2 tRNA genes are annotated in these 316 nt (G+C 48.7%); both read left to right on the top strand.

What is annotated here, in order from left to right:
- Positions 1–49: 49 nt before the first annotated feature.
- Positions 50–126 (top strand) — tRNA-Val (locus EOE67_RS20380).
- A 66-nt stretch (positions 127–192) separates the two neighbouring features.
- Positions 193–269 (top strand) — tRNA-Val (locus EOE67_RS20385).
- Positions 270–316 lie beyond the last annotated feature (47 nt).

Consider the following 316-nt stretch of genomic DNA (forward strand, 5'->3'; position numbering starts at 1 on the left):
CGTTGCGAAAATCGCCCCCGTGGCAAGATTTGCAACAAGATTACAAAATGCGTCCTTAGCTCAGTTGGTTAGAGCACCACCTTGACATGGTGGGGGTCGGTGGTTCGAGTCCACTAGGACGCACCAAATTTCAAAACGCCTGTTTTGAGATTGCCGCTTTAAACGGCAGCGTTACACTACACAATCTGCAATGCGTCCTTAGCTCAGTTGGTTAGAGCACCACCTTGACATGGTGGGGGTCGGTGGTTCGAGTCCACTAGGACGCACCAATATTGCCCTTGGTACCCTTTCCTTTTTAGTTCTCAGTTTATATATT

This window comes from Rheinheimera riviphila (assembly GCF_004005945.1).
Classification (GTDB): Bacteria; Pseudomonadota; Gammaproteobacteria; order Enterobacterales; family Alteromonadaceae; genus Pararheinheimera; species Pararheinheimera riviphila.